The sequence below is a fragment of the Rhodonellum psychrophilum GCM71 = DSM 17998 genome, from assembly GCF_000381545.1.
GTDB lineage: Bacteria > Bacteroidota > Bacteroidia > Cytophagales > Cyclobacteriaceae > Rhodonellum > Rhodonellum psychrophilum.
In genome coordinates, this window is record NZ_KB906690.1 from 24,517 (window position 1) to 42,700 (window position 18,184).

Annotated in this window: 14 protein-coding genes; 3 read left to right on the forward strand and 11 right to left on the reverse strand. The window is 42.3% G+C overall.

Annotated elements, in window-relative coordinates:
* Nucleotides 1-3 precede the first annotated feature (3 nt).
* Entirely contained in the window at nucleotides 4-825 is an 822-nt protein-coding gene (locus F824_RS0120475; RefSeq protein WP_019599811.1) for an aminotransferase class IV, read from the forward strand.
* Between the two features lie 15 nt (nucleotides 826-840).
* Here F824_RS0120475 and F824_RS0120480 read toward each other — a convergent pair whose 3' ends face one another.
* From F824_RS0120480 to F824_RS0120500, 5 genes are all read right to left on the reverse strand, one after another.
* Nucleotides 841-1,281: a hypothetical protein gene (locus tag F824_RS0120480; protein ID WP_019599812.1), complete on the reverse strand. Its 441-nt coding sequence runs from the start codon at nucleotides 1,279-1,281 to the stop codon at nucleotides 841-843.
* Nucleotides 1,282-1,361: 80 nt separating this feature from the next.
* Nucleotides 1,362-2,585, reverse strand: coding sequence for an ABC transporter permease (locus tag F824_RS0120485; protein WP_019599813.1), 1,224 nt, complete (start codon nucleotides 2,583-2,585; stop codon nucleotides 1,362-1,364).
* Complete coding sequence (locus F824_RS0120490) at nucleotides 2,582-3,214, reverse strand: ABC transporter ATP-binding protein (RefSeq protein ID WP_019599814.1); 633 nt, start codon at nucleotides 3,212-3,214, stop codon at nucleotides 2,582-2,584. The genes F824_RS0120485 and F824_RS0120490 overlap by 4 nt, the downstream gene beginning before the upstream one ends.
* Before the next feature lie 7 nt (nucleotides 3,215-3,221).
* Nucleotides 3,222-4,400, reverse strand: coding sequence for a hybrid sensor histidine kinase/response regulator (locus F824_RS0120495; protein WP_019599815.1), 1,179 nt, complete (start codon nucleotides 4,398-4,400; stop codon nucleotides 3,222-3,224).
* Nucleotides 4,401-4,429: 29 nt separating this feature from the next.
* Nucleotides 4,430-7,876: a sensor histidine kinase gene (locus F824_RS0120500; RefSeq protein WP_019599816.1), complete on the reverse strand. Its 3,447-nt coding sequence runs from the start codon at nucleotides 7,874-7,876 to the stop codon at nucleotides 4,430-4,432.
* Between the two features lie 130 nt (nucleotides 7,877-8,006).
* Here F824_RS0120500 and sucD point away from each other — a divergent pair, with 130 nt between their 5' ends.
* Together sucD and F824_RS0120510 are read left to right on the forward strand one after the other, a co-directional pair.
* Nucleotides 8,007-8,888, forward strand: coding sequence for a succinate--CoA ligase subunit alpha (sucD, locus tag F824_RS0120505; protein WP_019599817.1), 882 nt, complete (start codon nucleotides 8,007-8,009; stop codon nucleotides 8,886-8,888).
* Nucleotides 8,889-9,062: 174 nt separating this feature from the next.
* A complete protein-coding gene (locus F824_RS0120510; protein ID WP_019599818.1) occupies nucleotides 9,063-10,694 on the forward strand; it encodes an ABC-F family ATP-binding cassette domain-containing protein in 1,632 nt (543 codons plus the stop codon).
* 324 nt (nucleotides 10,695-11,018) lie between these two features.
* Here the strand turns inward: F824_RS0120510 and F824_RS0120515 are convergent, their stop codons facing one another.
* From F824_RS0120515 to pheT, 6 genes are all read right to left on the reverse strand, one after another.
* Nucleotides 11,019-12,302, reverse strand: coding sequence for a M20/M25/M40 family metallo-hydrolase (locus F824_RS0120515; RefSeq protein WP_019599819.1), 1,284 nt, complete (start codon nucleotides 12,300-12,302; stop codon nucleotides 11,019-11,021).
* 72 nt (nucleotides 12,303-12,374) lie between these two features.
* A complete protein-coding gene (locus tag F824_RS0120520; protein WP_019599820.1) occupies nucleotides 12,375-13,154 on the reverse strand; it encodes a zinc-dependent peptidase in 780 nt (259 codons plus the stop codon).
* A 293-nt stretch (nucleotides 13,155-13,447) separates the two neighbouring features.
* On the reverse strand, nucleotides 13,448-15,013 hold the full coding sequence (gene rny / locus F824_RS0120525; RefSeq protein ID WP_019599821.1) for a ribonuclease Y: 1,566 nt from the start codon (nucleotides 15,011-15,013) through the stop codon (nucleotides 13,448-13,450).
* A gap of 68 nt (nucleotides 15,014-15,081) precedes the next feature.
* A complete protein-coding gene (locus F824_RS0120530; protein ID WP_019599822.1) occupies nucleotides 15,082-15,366 on the reverse strand; it encodes a cell division protein ZapA in 285 nt (94 codons plus the stop codon).
* Nucleotide 15,367: 1 nt separating this feature from the next.
* Nucleotides 15,368-15,652: a hypothetical protein gene (locus F824_RS0120535; RefSeq protein ID WP_019599823.1), complete on the reverse strand. Its 285-nt coding sequence runs from the start codon at nucleotides 15,650-15,652 to the stop codon at nucleotides 15,368-15,370.
* Between the two features lie 4 nt (nucleotides 15,653-15,656).
* A complete protein-coding gene (gene pheT / locus F824_RS0120540) occupies nucleotides 15,657-18,068 on the reverse strand; it encodes a phenylalanine--tRNA ligase subunit beta (RefSeq protein WP_019599824.1) in 2,412 nt (803 codons plus the stop codon).
* Nucleotides 18,069-18,184 lie beyond the last annotated feature (116 nt).

The window sequence follows — 18,184 nt, forward strand, 5'->3', positions numbered from 1 at the left end:
TTTATGAAACCACTTTGCTTTGCCCGAAACCAAATAATCCCCTCTTCCGAAGCCACTCTTCATCCCATGGATATTGGGTTGATCAGGGGGTATGGAATCTTTGATTTTTTCAGGACTGAAAATTTTGTCCCTTTATTTCTGACTGATTATTTGGACAGGTTTATTGGCTCGGCTCAAAAGACCTATCTTCCTTTGGACTTCAACAAGGAAACACTCCGAAACATCATCCTTGAACTTATAGAAAAGAACGATCTTCGACAAGGAGGTATCAGAATGCTCTTGTCTGGAGGGATGTCCGACAATCACTTTTCTCCTGCCAAAGGGGATTTGTTCATTTTCTGTGAGGACTTGATGTTTCCAGGGGAACAGAAATACACCAATGGAGTCAAGCTTTCCAGCATTGAACACGTCCGTGCACTTGCAGAAATCAAGACGACAAATTACACCTTCCCTGTTTGGTTAAGTTCCAATTGGAAAAAAGAAGGTGCAGAAGACGTGATTTACCATCACAATGGTTTGATTTCGGAAAGTTCCAGGAGCAATATCTTTGTGATTAAAAACGGGGAAATCTTCACCCCGGACCAAAATGTATTGCATGGAATTACCAGAAAAAGAGTCCTGGAATTGAGCGGATCCATCAAAATCCAGCCGATTGGCTTTGACGAAACATTGGCTGCAGACGAGGTCTTCATGACGAGTACCACCAAAAAAATACTTCCTGTCACCCGAATCGATGATCGACAAATAGGAAATGGAAAACCGGGGAAGATCACCAAGGAGCTGATCCAGGCTTTCCAGGAAATGGAACAAAAAAACTCCGGATAATCCGGAGTTTTTTTTTTAATTCGTCAGCAATACCGCATCATTGAGAATATACATTAATTTTTCGGGGTCTCGGTCGTTGAGGGTAAGCCTGCCCCTCACTTTAACCCGCTTAGAGGTGTATTTGATAGGTGAGTTCAACATGACCTCCATCACCGTCTCTGGCCCTCCAGAACCGCAAAAGAAACACTCTGCCAATGGAAGTGAAGAAAGTATAATATGCTCAGGCTTAAACATCCCTTCAAAGGGGATAATGTATCCATCAGCCTCAACCATTTTTCCTTCCAGTTTTTTGATTTTATCCCCAAAAACAGGAAGATAAAGCTCGCCAAATTCATCCTGCCCTATTTTATAGGTAACCTCCGATAGGTCTTTCCAAACGCTGGGTGTCGCCTGTCCCCAGACAAGTCCCGAAGAAAATATCAGGATAAATACTATTAAATTTCTCTTAAAACTCATCTCTTACTGTCTGATTTAGAATGTATTGATTACATATTGGGTTATTCTTTCAATTTTAGGGTAATAATAAGGCCACGTAATTACGATTTTGTAAGTTGTTTGGCAATATCTGTTTGATAAGCGGTCCATGCAGGGATCAAAGAGGCAATAAAGCCCACACCTATCGCAAATGCCAATATCAGGAATTCTTCCTTAAGGAATACAGCTGCCGTAAGTCCTCCCAAAACGCCTTGTTCATTTTGCATAACGAGTATGGCTAGGAAAAGGTGCCCAATGGCAATTCCCAGTAAAGCCCCAAGGAAAGTCAAAATCACTCCTTCCAAAACAATATGCAAAAACAGCTGTCCACTCGATGCTCCTAAAGTTCTCATGACTGCCAAATCATATTTCCTTTCTTTAAGGGAATTGAAGAGCGCAATGAAAATACCAAGCCCGGCAATCACAATGATGACAATCGCCAGTCCTTGAATCACCTTCACCCCTACCCCCAGCAATTCAAACAATCTTGAGATTTCAAAGGAAGGTGAGGCAGCCTGCAATGCACTTTTGCTATTGATCATTCGGGGGAGTTGCACCGCTGCGATTGGGTTACGGTATTGGAGGAGCAATGAGGTCACTTCCCGATCTTCCTCCGTTAACGGGAATCCCGTTTTGCTGACCGAAGCTTCCATTTTGGCGTGGTCATGTTCTTCATCATGGGTGTACCAAACGGATTCAATGCTTGTCAGTATCAAATTATCCACCACATTCCCTTTGGGTTGTAAAATCCCGGTGACGCGATAAGGATGGGCATCATGTTCATGACTGCTGCTTCCAATCCCATGGGAACCTATGAAATTATCCCCCAAATTCAACTTTAATTTTTTGGCAACTTCACTTCCCAGAACCACATCAAAAGGTTTTTCCCAAGCGCTTCCACCTTGAAAAGCCACTGTATACAATTCCAGATAATCATGATTGGTACCGACGATTCTAAAACCTTCATAATTGTCCCCCATTCCTAAAGGAATCACATTTTTAATCAGTCTGTTTTTAGAAATGGACTGAGCATCTTTCAAATCAATATTCCCAGTGGGATAATCAATGTGGTAAATACTGGAAAGGATCAATTGTAAAGGACTTCCTTTCGCCCCAACCACCAAGTCGATTCCCTTGGCATCTTGGGTCATTTTATTTTCAAATTGATCCTGAATCAAAATCAGCACGGTGATGATGGCCAGTCCCAATGCCAGCAACAGGATATTGAGGCCGGTATTCAGAGGTTTGAATATCAGGTATTTCCAACTTAACTTCAACATGTTCATAATGTACCTCCCACGATTACTTGATTGGAAATAAAATTCTTGACCCTTTGGTCGTGTGTGACGATTATCAGGGCCGCTTGGAATTTTTTGGCCTGCTCCTGCAAAAGTTTGATGACGATGGTGGCATTTTCATCATCGAGGCTGGAAGTGGGTTCATCCGCTAAGATGAGTTTGGGGCTGTTTGCCAGTGCTCTTGCGATGGATACCCTTTGGGCTTCCCCTTCGCTTAGGGTGCTGATTTTTGATTTCCTCTTTTCGAAGATCCCCAATTCCCTCAATAGAGCCTCATTTTGTTTCCCCCTCTCCCCCACAAAAAAATTCGCCAAGCGTAAATTTTCCTCCACCGTTAAAGGAGCTAAGATGTGGGGTTTTTGAAAGATGATGCCAATGTTTTTTCCTCGGAATTTATCCAAACTCGCTCCTTTGAGTTGATACAAGGAAGAGCCTCCAATGATGACTTCCCCTGAAAGCGGTTTCAACAGCCCTCCAAGGATATTGAGGATGGTGGTTTTCCCACTTCCCGATTTGCCCAAAATCAAAAGTTCATCCCCTTCTTTCATTTGGATATCGGGAAACTCAAATTTTCGGACTTTGTCGTAATTGAATTCAATGTTTTTTGCTGCAAGCATAATCAAATTAATTGTTTATGGGTATGGAAAGGGTAAATGTCGTCCCTTTGCCTTGTTCACTTAAAAAGGATATTTCGCCTTGTAAAACATCGACGCTTTTTTTGACAATGGAAAGTCCCAATCCAGATCCCTCGATTATCCCGACGTTTTTTGCCCTGAAAAAACGGTCGTACAACTGGTCTTGTTCTGATTTTGGTATCCCAATCCCTCTGTCTTTGACAATGGCCTTGAGATGTCCCTCTTCGGCCCAGATCGAAAAATCGACTTCCTGGCCATCCTTGGAATATTTCAATGCATTCGATAGCAGATTCTCGAATATTTGGTAAAGCAATTCCACATCTGAAACGATGGTTTTGGGAATTTTACCCATCATCAAATTGATTTTAACATCATGTTCAGATCCGGCTTTGACCACATCGATAATTTCATTGATAAAGGCCCCTGTAAACATCTTCTTCGGTTTGTAATCAATCTTGTTGGCATCTGCCTTGCCAAAAAACAGGACAGAGGTCAACAGATTGTTGAGACTTCTTACTGAATTCTCTATTTTCTGGGCATGTTTGGCAATTTTTATTTTGAAGGGATGGTCCTTTTCTGCATACATTTGAAGCAATTGGGCAGAGCTCAAGATGGAGGTCAAAGGAGTTTTGAAACCATGCGAAACGTTCAACACGATTCTTGATTTTAACTCACCGATTTCCCTTTCCTTCTCCAATGCTCTGGTCAATTCTTTGTTGGCTTCATGCAAGTCGGCCGTCCGCTGTCTTACTTTTTCCTCCAACTCATTGTTGAGCTTTTGAAGTTCTTTTTCCTTCCGGTCCTTAAAAATGGCCAACTCGATCACCATGTTCAACTCCCGGATATTGAAGGGCTTGATCACGTAGGCACTTGGATTGGTACCCACCACTTTGGTGAGTGTTTCCGCATCCGAACTTGCACTCAAGTACACTACTGGGATATCATATTTTTCATTGATGATTTCAGTGGTCTTGATGCCATCAAGCTCCCCTGCGAGATTGATGTCCATCATGACAATGTCTGCTGGGTTTTCGGCCAAGATTTCCAGCGCTCTATCACCAGAATCCGATATCCCTATGATTTGGTGATTGTTTTTTTCAAGTGCTTTTTTAAGCAATAGCGCTGACACATGATCATCTTCTGTAATCAAAATCCTAAGTGGAAACATATACAATGATAGTTAAAGCTGGGTAATTTTCATTTAATTATGTTATCGGTTTTTTTAAAAGGCAAAAACACCTTGACGGTTGTCCCTTTGGATTGGGCACTTTCTATGTGGATGGTGCCGCCAAGTAATTCCACCAGGTTTTTTGTAATGGTCAATCCTAAACCAGAACCTTCAAAAGTCCTTCCGTATCCTTGGCTTTCCTGCTCAAATGGATTGAACAACTTTGACATGAATTCTTCGCTCATCCCAATCCCATTATCCCTGACTTCTAGGCAAATCTGCTGGTCCAATTCCTTTAGTTTTACGGTGATTAAACCATTTTTGGAATATTTGATGGCATTTCCTACAAGGTTGTTGACAATCATTTCGAAGTACCTTCGGTCAATCATCCCTATCAATGATTTGGCCTCGAACTTTGCTGACAGCAGCAAACCTTTTTTGATCGCAAGGGATTTTAAAGGTAAAAGAATTTTTCCTAGAAAATCATTAATATTGGTTTGCTTGTATACAATCTGCATTTTTTTGGCTTCGATTTTGGATAAATCTAAAATACCGTTGATCGTATTCAGCAATCTTTCTCCGGATTCAAGGATGATTTCGAGCTGAGAAATCAAAGCTTGATCCCCCCGACGGTCCTGCATGATATTTTCGGTGGTTCCCAAAATCCCATTCAAAGGGGTCCGGATCTCATGGCTCATGTTGGAAAGGAAATTGGATTTCAACTCACTGGCTTCTTCGGCCTTTTCTTTAGCAACCTTCAAGCCTCTTTCATAGCTTTTTTTCTCTCCTATATCCCTGATGACCCAAAGAAAAACAGAGTTTCCTTCTAAATCGGACTTAAGAATCGTGGCATAAAGTTCCACTTCCTTTGGCCCGTTTTTGAAGGGCATTGTCATCTCTAACGCAAAACCTTTCCCTTCTGAGGCAATTATTTGATTGAGAAATGCGGGTTTTTGGGTGAGATAAAAGTCAGGATCACTAAAGAGTTCAGGGAGACTTAAAGATTCAAGCTCCTTTTCAGACAAGCCTACCAATTTGGAAAAACTAGGGTTGACCGTAAGGATTTTACCACCTGTCAAAGTAAGCATCAGTCCATCTTTGGAACTGTTCCAAACATTTTTGAAATGATCTTCTGTGATTAATGCTTCCATTGTTTTTTGATCAATCGTCTTTTTCAAAATCCCTTGTTTTCGCAATTGGTCCAAAAACCTGTTCAACAGAAAACCGATCCCCAAAAAAAACAGGAGGATCAATCCCACGAACCAATTTTGCAAATAAAAGGGCTTTAAAATCAGGAAGGTGGGAGAAGTGATGATCTCCGAATACCCATGACCACCGATTCCCGCCTGCAACATCAACCTGTATTCCCCTGGCGGCAAATTATTGAATACCAATAAATTGGACCTTGGGTTCTCCAATGTGACCCAATCATCTTGATAGCCTTCCAACATGTACTTTATCTCCAAATGTGAAAGCTGGAGAAAGCTAACGGCTCTGTATTTGATCTCCACAGAATTGGTGTTGTAAGGAATTTTATTCAAATCCGTTTTTTTGAAATTTGGATCTAGGATCTCCACACTCAAAATATCCACAATCGGCGAATGGGGTTTTGTTTCATCTTCTTTGGGGTCATAAACTGAAAGTCCATTTTGCGTCCCGATCAAGATTTTCCCGTCTTCTCCTTCCACCAAGGCCCCGCGGTTGATTTCCGAACCCGCCAAGCCATTGGATTCCTCAAATTGCCTGACTATTCCGTTATTGACCATGAAAATCCCCTGATCCGTCCCAACCCAAAGATTGCTGTTTGCATCTTTTAGCAGCGCATAAACAGGCCTGTTTATCACCACACCATTCCAAGACATAAAATCGACCTTCCCCTTATGGTGATACATCAAGCCCAGCTCAGTGCCCAGCAAGAGTGTGTCTCCCGATTCCAAGTAATTGTACCCGATAACGTTGATGAATGAATCCGTTTCAACCACCAAATCCTGCGCTCTTGTATCGCCTGCTTGGACAAAAATCAACCTTCCGTCACTGAGAACGTCTATTTTTCTAAAAAAAAAGAAATCCTGATTCAACTTTCCCAAAAACTGGTTATTAATCTCATGCTCAAAATGCTTTGGTCCGGAATGATGGATAGAGGAAAGGTATATTTTTCCCCAACTCACAAAAAAAAGACTGTCGCCAATCGCTTTTATCGAATTAATATTCTCGTTCAACGGACTGGATGTATAGTCAAGTTTTAAATTTTTCGGGTCAAATCTTCCTATACCTGCGAGATTGGAGGAAAACCACACAATTCCATTTTTGTCCATGGAAAAATTGGTTATCCTATTCCGAGGTTGGCCAACCAATGATTTATCCTCCTGAAGGACTTTTTTCTTACCATTTTCCCAAATCTCCAAACCATTGTTAAACCCAAGAAGATACTCGGCAGGCCCGATTTTTATAATAGCCGTTACTTCATCGTCCAGCAAAACCCCAGAGTTATAATTCAAAATCTTCAAGGAGTTTATATTCAACAGTCCTCGAAGAGAACCAATCCAAATAACACCCTCCCTTCCCACATAAGCTGTGGTTATATAAAATGATTTTGTGGTATCACCAGAATTTATTTCAAATGCAGACCCTTGATTTGGATCATATTTATATAAATGGGAATTATAAAAATAAAAAACCTTCCCTTGGTCCACTTGTAGGTAGAAATGGTCGATTGGACTGTAGATATCCTTTGAAAAATTCTGATGGACGATTTTCTCGGGAATTGAAAAGCTTTTTCCATACGCCAAATAATTTTCACCCAAAAAAAAGTATCCGCCAGTCTCTTCATCACTCCTGACAGAAACAACTGGAGCGGGGAGCTTTATTCCTTCGAATTCAAATGGTAGGAGGGCGTTATCCGAAAATCGAAAGATGGCTTTTTCAAAGAAAAGGTAAATGCTTCCCTTATCATTGAAAAGGCCAACAAAGGAACCGTCCCGGCTTAGATTATTTTTTATTGTGACCCAGTTTTTTGAATGAATATCGGTAAAGGAAGTTTCCCCATCAGAAACGAGAAAAAACACCTTTTCGGCTCCCTCCCCCCCTACAGCAAACTTAATTCTGTTGAGCTTTTTTTCATCAAACGATTTTGGGAAAAAGAATTCAAACCATTGGTTTTGGCTAAAATAAAATGCCTTGGGAGCCCCAAATGTGCTGTATACCCAAATGAAACCGTTCTCATCTTTGAAAAAATTACTTTTTGCGGAAAGCTGGCTTTGAATGGTGTCCGGCAGGGGGTAAGTATTGAATCCATCGGAATAAAAAATTCCTGATGCAGTAGTGAACCACATCAAACCCATATCGTCCTGCAAAATCCCGGAAATATTATTGGATGGCAATTCTACCCCTCTAATCTGTCGATTGAACTGATAGGATTGCGAAAATGCCTGATGGAGGCAAATAAGGCATAAAAAAAAGAGTAGGTTTTTCTTCATAGACCGACCAATGCACCCTCTAATTTAGAAAAAGATATGGTTAGTGTAAATTAAATCGATATTGTTTGCCATTTCTTTTTGAGTAAGGGCTTATTCTTTTAATTTTGTAGCAAACTATAAAAATCGCAGAATGAGTGTTTTAGTCAATAAGAATTCGAAAGTGATCGTGCAAGGGTTTACAGGCTCGGAAGGTTCCTTCCATGCACAGCAAATGATAGAATATGGAACGAACGTTGTAGGAGGAGTAACTCCAGGCAAAGGCGGTTCTACACATCTTGAAAAACCTGTTTTCAACTCTGTCGAAGAAGCTGTTCAAAAGACTGGAGCGGATACCTCCATCATTTTTGTTCCACCAGCTTTTGCAGCAGATGCCATCATGGAAGCTGCTGACGCAGGCATCAAGGTTGTGATTGCAATCACCGAAGGAATTCCTGTTGCGGACATGATGAAAGCAAAACCTTACATCAAGGAAAGAGGGACCATCCTTATCGGCCCAAACTGCCCTGGTGTAATCACACCTGGTGAAGCAAAAGTTGGAATCATGCCTGGTTTCGTTTTCAAGCCAGGAAGAATCGGTATTGTCTCTAAATCCGGAACACTTACTTACGAAGCCGCTGACCAAGTAACAAAGGCTGGATTGGGAATCTCAACAGCCATCGGAATCGGTGGAGATCCGATCATCGGAACCTCTACAAAGGAAGCCGTGGAAATGCTGATGAACGATCCTGAAACAGATGCAATCGTAATGATCGGCGAAATCGGTGGAAACTATGAAGCCGAAGCAGCCATCTGGGTGCGTGAAAACGGAAACAGAAAGCCAGTTGTGGGCTTCATCGCAGGCAAGACTGCTCCAGCCGGAAGAAGGATGGGCCATGCAGGTGCTATTATCGGTGGTGCGGATGATACGGCCGATGCCAAAATCAGAATTTTGAAAGCAAACGGTATCCTTGTGGCCGAATCTCCTGCCGAGATCGGATCCGTAATGGCGAAAGCCATGGGAATCGAAGCATAATCCATATTCATTTAATGGAAATGAAAACCGCTGAAGGAAAAATTTTCTTCAGCGGTTTTTTTTCAGCCTATTGGTGAGATATTCCAGCCAGGCTTAATTCGAGCCTGAACCACTCTTGATTCTTTCCGGGTAATTTAAAATTACACTATCTTTGCCGCTTCAAAATCCCAATTTATGATTTCAGTAGATGCCCTTACCGTAATACATGGAGGTACGCCGCTTTTCAGTAACGTATCCTTCGCCATCAATGAAAATGACAAAATCGCCCTGATGGGCAAAAATGGCGCAGGTAAATCCACCATGCTCAAAATCATCGCAGGCGCAGCAAAACCAAGTTCCGGAGGCATTTCCGCCCCCAAGGATGCGATCATTGCCTATTTGCCCCAGCATCTTTTGACTTCGGATGACTGTTCGGTATTTGAAGAGACGGCCAAGGCTTTTGCCTCCTACCTGAGCATGAAAACCGAAATCGAAGCATTGAATGAAGAATTGACGGTCCGGACGGATTATGAATCCGATGAATACTACAAAATTATCGAGAAGGTGTCCGAACTCAGCGAGAGTTTTTATGCAATCGAAGAAATCAACTATGAAGCCGAAATTGAGAAGGTTTTGTTGGGACTGGGATTTGTCAGAGAAGATTTCAAGAGACAGACTTCCGAGTTTTCGGGGGGATGGAGAATGCGGCTGGAACTGGCCAAGATCCTTCTGCAAAAACCCGATTTGGTCTTGCTGGATGAGCCTACCAACCATTTGGACATTGAGTCCATCCAATGGCTGGAGGAATTTTTGACCCAAAAGGCAAAAGCCGTAGTGGTGATTTCCCACGACAGGGCATTTGTGGACAAGATCACCACCAGGACCATCGAAGTGACGATGGGCAGAATATACGATTACAAAGCAAAATACAGCCATTACCTGGAACTCCGCAGGGAGCGAAGGGAGCACCAGCAAAAAGCCTTTGACGAACAACAGAAGATGATGGCGGACGTACAGCAGTTCATCGATCGCTTCAAGGGTACTTATTCCAAAACCCTACAAGTACAATCCCGTGTGAAAATGCTGGAGAAACTGGACATCGTGGAAATCGATGAAGTGGACAGCTCCGCATTGAAATTGCGCTTTCCCCCATCACCCAAATCGGGCAAATATCCCGTGTTGGCAGAGGATTTATCCAAATCCTACGGGGACCATGTGGTTTTCAAAAATGCCACGATGACCATCGAAAGAGGCGAAAAAGTCGCTTTTGTGGGGAAAAACGGAGAAGGAAAATCCACCATGATCAAAGCCATCATGGCTGAAATAGATTTTGAAGGCAAATGTGAATTGGCCCACAATACCATGATCGGGTATTTCGCCCAAAACCAAGCCTCACTGCTCGATGAAAGCCAGACGGTTTTCGACACCGTAGACGGAATCGCTGTGGGCGAAATACGTAAAAAAATCAAGGATATGCTTGGCGCATTTATGTTTGGCGGGGAAGATTCCATGAAAAAGGTCAAAGTACTCTCTGGTGGGGAAAAAACAAGATTGGCCATGATCAAACTTCTTCTGGAACCCGTCAATCTCTTGATTCTCGATGAACCTACCAATCACCTCGACATGAAGACCAAGGACATCATCAAAGATGCCTTGAAAGCTTTTGACGGTACATTGATCATCGTTTCCCACGACAGGGACTTTTTGGACGGTTTGGTGACAAAGGTTTTTGAGTTTGGGAATAAAAGGGTGAAGGAACATTTTGAGGACATCAATGGATTCCTTAGAAACAAAAAACTGGAGAACCTGAAGGAAGTGGAGCGGTAAGAAACCCCACTTTGTTTCATTCTGCATTAATTTCCACTTTTGCGGAAAAACTTGATAAGGAAAAAAAACGGCTCAGATCTTTCGATTCTGAGCCGTTTTGATTTAAACCTTTTTTAAGACCAATTCTGTTCCAACATGAAACTGCTTAATAATCAGTCAATTTTAAACTGTTTGTGACTTTACCGAATCGGCGCTATGCCTTATTCTCCCAATAGCCTGATTTTCTTGCGGTATCAACACCCAATGGGAAACCTAGTGCATGTTTCGTGTTAAATTCTCCTCTTCCGGGACACTTCAAGATTTCTGGATAAATCCCCCTCTATTTTACATCCCTCCTTGCGACAAGATCAGCAACAAAGCATGCTGAAGTCCGAGATGTCCGTCCTTGTTCAGAAACCATTCGTCTAGGCTATGTCCGCCACCTGCTTGCCCTCCTCTTCCTATTGTCACTGCCGGAATTCCCAAGGAAAAGGGCACGTTGCTATTGGTGGAACTCGAACTTAATCTGGGCTGCTTACCCGTAAGATAATTTGCAACTGCCATCGATTGCTGAATCAAGGGATGATCAGCATCAAGCAAACCACTTGGTCTGTCTCCAACATTTTCGATTTCTACAGTCAAAGGTTCTCCTCTTTTGACAATTAAATTTTCTTTTTGCAATCCCTCTTCAATGGACTCCAAAAACAATTTATTGATCCCCTGAAGCCTTTCCTGGCTTTCGGAACGCATGTCCACCAGCATCCACGATTCATAAGGTATGGAATTTACCGAGGTGCCACCACCGAGAACAGACACACTATACGTGGTCCGGATTCCTTCCTTGGAGAAACTATCGGCTTTAGGGACAAAACCCGCTATCGTATTTGCCAAAGCATTGTGTGGGTTTCCTATTCCAAAAGCCCCATAGGAATGCCCACCTGAACCTTTGAATGTCACTCTATAACGGAGAGAGCCTATTCCACCATTGACAATACCTTCAATATCACCCCCATCAATCGCGATAAATGCATCGATCTTGTTTCCACCTTCTCGAAACAAGTGCTTCATTCCTTTTAAATCACCAAGGCCTTCCTCACCAACCGAGCCCACAAACCATAAATCGTGATCTGTTCTGATTTTCTTTTGCTCTAAAGTTTTTACCAAAGCCACAACCATGGCCAAGGATCGATTTGCATCCGCTATTCCCGGGGCATACAAAGTATCACCTTTTTGTTTTACAGTCACATCGGTCTCAATGGGAAATACAGTATCCAAGTGTGCATCGATTACAATGGTTTTGGTAGATTTTTTCCCTTTTCTCAAAGCAATGACATTGCCTGCTTCATCTATCCAAACCGAATCCGCACCAGCTTTTCGAAGCATCTCTGCGAATACCAGACCCTTTGCAGCTTCCTCAAAGGACGGCGCGGGAATCTCTGTCAAGGTAATCATGTCCGATATCGTTTGACCGTCTATATCAAGAATATAAGCAAAGGCATCTTGAACCTCTTTATTCTTTGCCAATTTTTCTACCTCTGTCTTGTAGACCACTTTGATATCCTGTGCAGAAACCTGAAGGAATAGTAGGACTGAAAAAGCGAATGCCAGAGCGTTTTTGATTAATTTCATAAGTGAATTGTTTTGGCTTCAAAAATCACTAAAATCCAAAAAAATGACAATACCGCTTGTAAACAAATAATTTTAATTGACTCTGGACAGGACTATCGGGTCTTGTTTAAGTAAATAAACCAAGGATTGATAAAGAGATTCATTGTAAATCTTGAGCTCCGCTGATTTTTCAAAGAAAACCTCCAAAGCCACAGCAAAAAATTCGTGCTCATTATTTGCTGCAGCTGACCGAAACATTGACTTTTCTCTTTTCAGGATTTTCCTCATTTCTACGGCAGCGATTTCCGAATATCTTACCCAAAGTGTCGGGTTGAAAAAATTGCTTTCGTTGTTGTAATGAATCTGATTTTCAAGCTTCATGGCATGGGCCATTTCGTGGATCCCCAAGTTCACCCCATCCTGCTGATCGATAAATCCTTTCACGAAATTTTCCCAAGACAATACAATGATTCCAAGTTTAGGATTGACCTCACCTTTGTGGTATTGCTGATTGACCGTTGAATAATAAGCGTCCGGATAGATCAATATCTTCCTAAAATGCTTTAAAGTCACTCCTCGAAACCCGAAAGTCACCATTACCGCAGTGGCTGAAATCAGAAGTTTCATTTCTTGGGTGATCTTCGTCAAATCACCCCTTGGGACAAAAGCCTTTTCAGCAATGAACCATTCCATTTTTTCGATGAATTCCTGTTTATGTTTTGGGTTCAGTTTCGCATAATAGGGAAACAAATTGGACAGGAGGGCTTTGTCTTGGCCAGACAACGTTTTCTTGGCCAAACGAATCCGTAAATCTTTGTAGGAACCATAAAAAAGCTCCCCGATGCCAATGAATAAATGTGTAAATAAAAACATCCAGAAGTTGGGTTAGGGAATTGTTGATTTTTAAGTTTTGGATAAAAGTAGAAAAAGAAATTAAACTAAAAAAGGTGTAGAATTTCTCCTACACCTTTTAAAAATGACCAATGGGATCATTTACCCAGAATATGCATTACGTTTCCAAATGAGATCTTAACTGAAAGAAAATCAGACTATTGGAAAACTAATTCCTGACACCAATAGTGTGAATTCAAAAGCAATCAAGAGATAATTGAACATCAATTAAATATAATATTGAATTGTGTTCGTAATGCATTAAACGGGTTTAATTACTTCGCATAGTTCACAGCTCTCATTTCACGGATAACCGTGATTTTGATCTGACCTGGATACTGCATTTCCTTTTCTATCTTTTGGGAAAGGTCAAAGGAAAGTTGACTGGCGGTTTGATCATCCACATTGTCTGCATCGACCATTACCCTCAACTCACGTCCTGCCTGCATGGCAAAACACTTGTTGACTCCTTCAAATCCCAGCGCAAGTTCTTCGAGGTCTTTGAGTCTTTTGATATAGCTGTCCATGATTTCCCTCCTTGCACCTGGTCTGGAGCCAGATATCGCATCTGAAGCCTGTACGATAGGAGAGATCATGGAAGTCATCTCGATCTCATCGTGATGGGCTCCAATGGCATTGCAGACTTCTGGGTTTTCCTTATATTTTTTGGCTAGCTCCATCCCAAGGATAGCATGGGGAAGTTCAGCTTCTTCTGGATAAACCTTTCCGATATCATGAAGCAATCCCGCTCTTTTGGCAAGTTTGGCGTTCAAGCCCATTTCGGCAGCCATTGTAGCACAAAGCTTGGCAACTTCCTTGGAATGTTGCAACAAATTTTGACCGTAAGAGGATCTGAATCTTAATCTCCCGACCATTCTGATCAATTCTGGGTGCAATCCGTGAATTCCCAATTCGATACAGGTTCTTTCACCGATTTCGATGATTTCCTCTTCTATGTTTTTCTCAGTTTTGGCGACTACCTCCTCGATTCTGGCGGGATGAATTCTTCCGTCCTGGACCAAGCGGTGTAGAGAAAGCCTTGCAATCTCTCTTCTTACCGGATCAAAGCCCGAGATAATGATGGCTTCAGGGGTGTCGTCCACGACGATTTCCACGCCAGTGGCCGCTTCCAGTGCTCGGATATTCCTTCCTTCCCTACCAATAATTTTTCCTTTGACATCATCACTCTCGATGTTGAAAACAGAAACACAATTCTCGATGGCATGTTCCGTCGCTGTCCTTTGGATTGTATCCAAAACAATCTTTTTGGCTTGCTTGGTTGCCGTCAATTTGGCTTGATCAAGAATATCCTTGATATGGGAGGAAGCTTTGGTCTGCGCTTCATCCTTGAGCATTTCCACAAGTTGTTCCCTTGCGTCTTCTTTGGAAAGGTTGGCAATTTTCTCCAAGTCGGAAATCCTTTGACTGGTTACTTTTTCCAGCTCTTCTTTTTTCACCTGCACAGAATGGAGCTGTGCGGATAGGACTTCTTTTTTGCTGTCAAGCTCGGCCTCTTTTCGCTTGATCTGCTCAAGTTCCTTTGACAAAAACTGCTCTTTTTGCTTCAGCTTATTTTCATTGGTCAGGAGGATTCCTTTCTTCTTGTTGACATCCTCCTCAAATTCTGATTTGAGTTTCAGGTAATTTTCCTTTGCCTCAAGAATCTTCGTTTTTTTGATGGATTCAGCGGTCAATTCCGCTTCTTTGATGAGTATTTTGGACTTTTCCCGGGCTTCTTCTTCCAGTTTTTTGTTGTTGTTTTTCAGAAAAAAGCCGACCACCAAGGCCCCTATCGCCAACCCCAAAAGGCCTGCGACGATAATGTATAATGATATTCCCATAGGTTATTTAGCGTTTATATATACCTACCGGACACCAAAAAGTCCCAAATCAGATCGAATTTCAATAATTATAACAGGGATTTCAATTGGGCATTGACTCGGACAATACTGGATTCCACCAATTCACTGTCATCAGTGTTGATTTTGTTTTGCTCCATGGATTCGACCATGCTGTCAAAAGCCACCATAGCCAACAAATCCTGACGATCATCCAAACCAAATTCGTCTCTATATCTTTTTATTTTATCATTAATCAATTTACCTGCATGTCTGATTTTTGCTTCATCCTCCACTTTTACCTTCATAGGGTATTCGCGGTCTCCGATCTTTATTTTTACTGAAAGTGCTTCCATATCATTCAGACAAATAGGCAATTATATTATCGATTTCTTTTATATAATTATTAATTTTTTCTCTTAATTCGGCAGACTCAATGTTTTCCACCGGTATGCTGTTTACAAGTTTAGTAATTTTAATTTGATTTTTAAAATCCTCCAATACCTGATCCTTTTCCGCAACCGCTTTTACAGCCTTTGCCAAATCCTCCTTTAGCGAAATGTTTTCCAGTTCTATCTGTTGAAGCTTTTTACCGACTTGACTTGCAAGCCTTTCCAGTCGTTGAAGTTCTTCGTGAATCATTTTGTTATTTTCGGATGAATGCCCCTGCCTCGGTTTCGAAATTTTGGATCAGCCGATCCATTGTTTTGTCAATCACTTTGTCGATCAGCGTGTTTTCTGAATCTTGAAGATAAAAACTCAATGCATAGGCTTTTTTATCTGCACCTATTTTATCCCCTTGATATAAGTCAAATACGTTGATTCTTTGCAACAGTTTCCCGCCGGCTTTTAAAGCAATCTTTTTAATGTTGTCAAATGTAACATTTTTATCGATTACCAAAGATAAATCCCTTCGTACCTCAGGAAATTTGGAGATTTCCTGAAACTTCTTCAAGCCTTTTGCTTTCTTACCGAGTAAATCCCAGTTCAGTTCGGCAAAAAGAACTTCTTGTTTCACCCCAGCTAGTTTGCAGGCTTCCTGGCGAAGCATGCCCACTTTCCCAAGTTCCTTTTCTCCCAAGGTCAGTTTCAAGGCATATTCAAATGGCGCATCGTGGAGAATCTCCATTCCATAACCCTCGATGTTCAGCTTCTCCAAAATCAACTCCGCCACCGCATGCAAATCGGAAAACCCAACCGCTCGCGAAGGTGCCAGCCAACTTTCAGAAGCCTTGTCTCCAGTCATGAAAAGACCAAGTCTTTTTTCTTCCCTATACCCAACTTGCTCCTTGAAATAGACGGTGCCAAATTCAAAGACTTTCAAATCCTTCTGCCGCCGATTGATATTGTGGGCCAACACTTCCAATCCCGAGAACAAAAGGGATTGACGCATGACGCTCAAATCCTCGCTGAGTTGATTCAGGATGTTCACGTTTTCGGAAGTTTCCAAAAAACCTGATTTTTCCACATAAGCAGGTTTTGTGAGGGAATTGGTGATGATTTCATAAAACCCTAATGCCGCCAAAGCTTCACTGAGTCGGTACTGAAGCTTGTTGAGGTCTTTGCCGGGATGTTCGGCAAGGAAGTCTGATTTCAGGTTTTCTGACAAGGCTACATTTTCAAAGCCATAGATTCTCAGGATTTCTTCAATGACATCCGCCTCGCGGGTCACATCCACCCGATAGGGTTTTACCGTTGCCAAAAAACCAATTTCGGTTTCAGCACTTACCTCTATTTCCAATCCATGCAGGATCGCTTTGATTTCCTCCTTGGCAATTTGCTTTCCGATCAGACGATCAATGTTTTTGAAGGCAACGGGTATTTTGAAGTCCTCCACGGGATTGGGATAGACATCGATAATCTCGGAAGATATCTCGCCTCCTGCCAATTCCTGAATGAGCATTGCGGCCCTTTTCAGTGCATAAACAGGCATATTGGGATCCGTCCCTCTTTCAAACCTAAAAGAGGCGTCGGTCTTTAGACCATGAAACTGCCCTCCTTTCCGGATAATATCCGGTGAAAAACAGGCACTTTCCAAGAAAATACTCTGGGTGCTTGAAGAAACCCCAGATCCTTTTCCCCCAAAAACACCTGCGATACACAAGCCCTCTGACGCATCGCAAATCATCAGTTCAGCACCGGAAAGTTTCCTTTCCTTATCGTCAAGGGTGAAGAACACAGTGTCTTTCGGGAGTGTCTTCACGATAATTTTATTCCCTTTGATCTTGTCTGCATCAAAAGCGTGCAGCGGTTGACCAAGATCATGCAGGATGAAATTGGTGATATCCACGATATTGTTGATCGGTTCCAAGTCCAGGGCCTTGAGATAGTTTTGCAACCATTCAGGAGAGGGTCCAACTTTTATGTTTGACACCGTCAATCCTGCATATCTTGGGCAGTCTTTTGGGTCCTCCACCTCGACGGATATGGAAAGATTTTGGTTGTCCACTTTAAATCCATCCACGGAAGGAAGACAGATCGGGCTGTTCAATAATGCCTTCAAGTCCCTGGCAACACCCAAATGAGAGGCTGCATCAGCCCTATTGGGAGTCAAACCGATTTCCAATACATGATCCCTAGCCACATCGAAATACTTGGATGCAGGCGTGCCATTCGGCAATTGAGTGTCCAGCACCAGGATGCCTTCGTGGCTTTCGCCCAAACCGATTTCATCCTCGGCACAAATCATTCCCTGAGAAACTTCCCCCCTGATTTTGGCTTTTTTGATTACAAAAGGTTCGCCCGAAACTGGATATAAAGTTGCCCCCTCCGTGGCGACGACCACTTTTTGTCCCTTGGCAACATTGGATGCTCCACATACAATCGGGACAATTCCAGTCCCAATATCCACGGTAGTCACACTTAACTTGTCGGCATTGGGATGTCTTTCGCAAGACAACACCTCCCCGATGACCACTCCTTCCAAACCTCCGGGAATAGACTCAAAAAGCGAAATCCCCTCCACTTCCAAGCCTGAACCGGTCAGCAAGGCCGCTATTTCTTCAGGGGTTTGATCGATCGCAATAAAATCTTTGAGTCTATTTATGGAGATTTTCATGAATGCTGGGTTATTTCAGAATAAGGCACAAATTTAATGGAAATGATGGAGGGAGGAAGGTTTGGGTGAGTTAATTTTGGTTTTCCCTTTGGATAAATCGCCAACACAAACATCTC

Coding starts and splice junctions, on each gene's coding strand:
- F824_RS0120475 (WP_019599811.1), top strand. CDS start 4: ATGAAACCACTTTGCTTTGCCCGAAACCAAATAATCCCCTCTTCCGAA.
- F824_RS0120480 (WP_019599812.1), bottom strand. CDS start 1,281: ATGAGTTTTAAGAGAAATTTAATAGTATTTATCCTGATATTTTCTTCG.
- F824_RS0120485 (WP_019599813.1), bottom strand. CDS start 2,585: ATGAACATGTTGAAGTTAAGTTGGAAATACCTGATATTCAAACCTCTG.
- F824_RS0120490 (WP_019599814.1), bottom strand. CDS start 3,214: ATGCTTGCAGCAAAAAACATTGAATTCAATTACGACAAAGTCCGAAAA.
- F824_RS0120495 (WP_019599815.1), bottom strand. CDS start 4,400: ATGTTTCCACTTAGGATTTTGATTACAGAAGATGATCATGTGTCAGCG.
- F824_RS0120500 (WP_019599816.1), bottom strand. CDS start 7,876: ATGAAGAAAAACCTACTCTTTTTTTTATGCCTTATTTGCCTCCATCAG.
- sucD (WP_019599817.1), top strand. CDS start 8,007: ATGAGTGTTTTAGTCAATAAGAATTCGAAAGTGATCGTGCAAGGGTTT.
- F824_RS0120510 (WP_019599818.1), top strand. CDS start 9,063: ATGATTTCAGTAGATGCCCTTACCGTAATACATGGAGGTACGCCGCTT.
- F824_RS0120515 (WP_019599819.1), bottom strand. CDS start 12,302: ATGAAATTAATCAAAAACGCTCTGGCATTCGCTTTTTCAGTCCTACTA.
- F824_RS0120520 (WP_019599820.1), bottom strand. CDS start 13,154: ATGTTTTTATTTACACATTTATTCATTGGCATCGGGGAGCTTTTTTAT.
- rny (WP_019599821.1), bottom strand. CDS start 15,013: ATGGGAATATCATTATACATTATCGTCGCAGGCCTTTTGGGGTTGGCG.
- F824_RS0120530 (WP_019599822.1), bottom strand. CDS start 15,366: ATGGAAGCACTTTCAGTAAAAATAAAGATCGGAGACCGCGAATACCCT.
- F824_RS0120535 (WP_019599823.1), bottom strand. CDS start 15,652: ATGATTCACGAAGAACTTCAACGACTGGAAAGGCTTGCAAGTCAAGTC.
- pheT (WP_019599824.1), bottom strand. CDS start 18,068: ATGAAAATCTCCATAAATAGACTCAAAGATTTTATTGCGATCGATCAA.